Source organism: Lysobacter sp. Root690 (assembly GCF_001427785.1).
GTDB lineage: Bacteria > Pseudomonadota > Gammaproteobacteria > Xanthomonadales > Xanthomonadaceae > Lysobacter.
In genome coordinates this window covers 917,856-918,101 of the sequence record NZ_LMHM01000001.1, presented here as the reverse complement: position 1 = coordinate 918,101, position 246 = coordinate 917,856, and the positions used below count along the sequence as shown (strand labels likewise).

The following is a 246-nucleotide window of genomic DNA, read 5'->3' as shown; positions in this document are numbered from 1 at the left end:
GGTGACCAATGCGGGCAGCTACACCTGTACGGGTGCGTTGTCCTGCACCTTGCCGGCCGGCACGCTGCCGGGCACCTACACGCTGAGCTACACGACCACCGTCGACGCCGATGCGGCCGGCACGGTGGGTAACAGCGTGACGGGCAGCGGTGGTGGCGATCCGGATCCGGAGTGCACCAACTGCACGACGACCCATACGGTCGCCGCGCCGGTGATCAGCAGCAGCAAGTCGTCGGATCCGGCGAT

At 67.9% G+C, this 246-nt stretch carries 1 protein-coding gene; it reads left to right on the top strand.

Annotated features, from left to right (window positions below):
• Positions 1-246, top strand: a 246-nt coding sequence (locus ASD86_RS27190; protein ID WP_162253608.1) for a hypothetical protein, incomplete at both ends; no start/stop codon positions are given.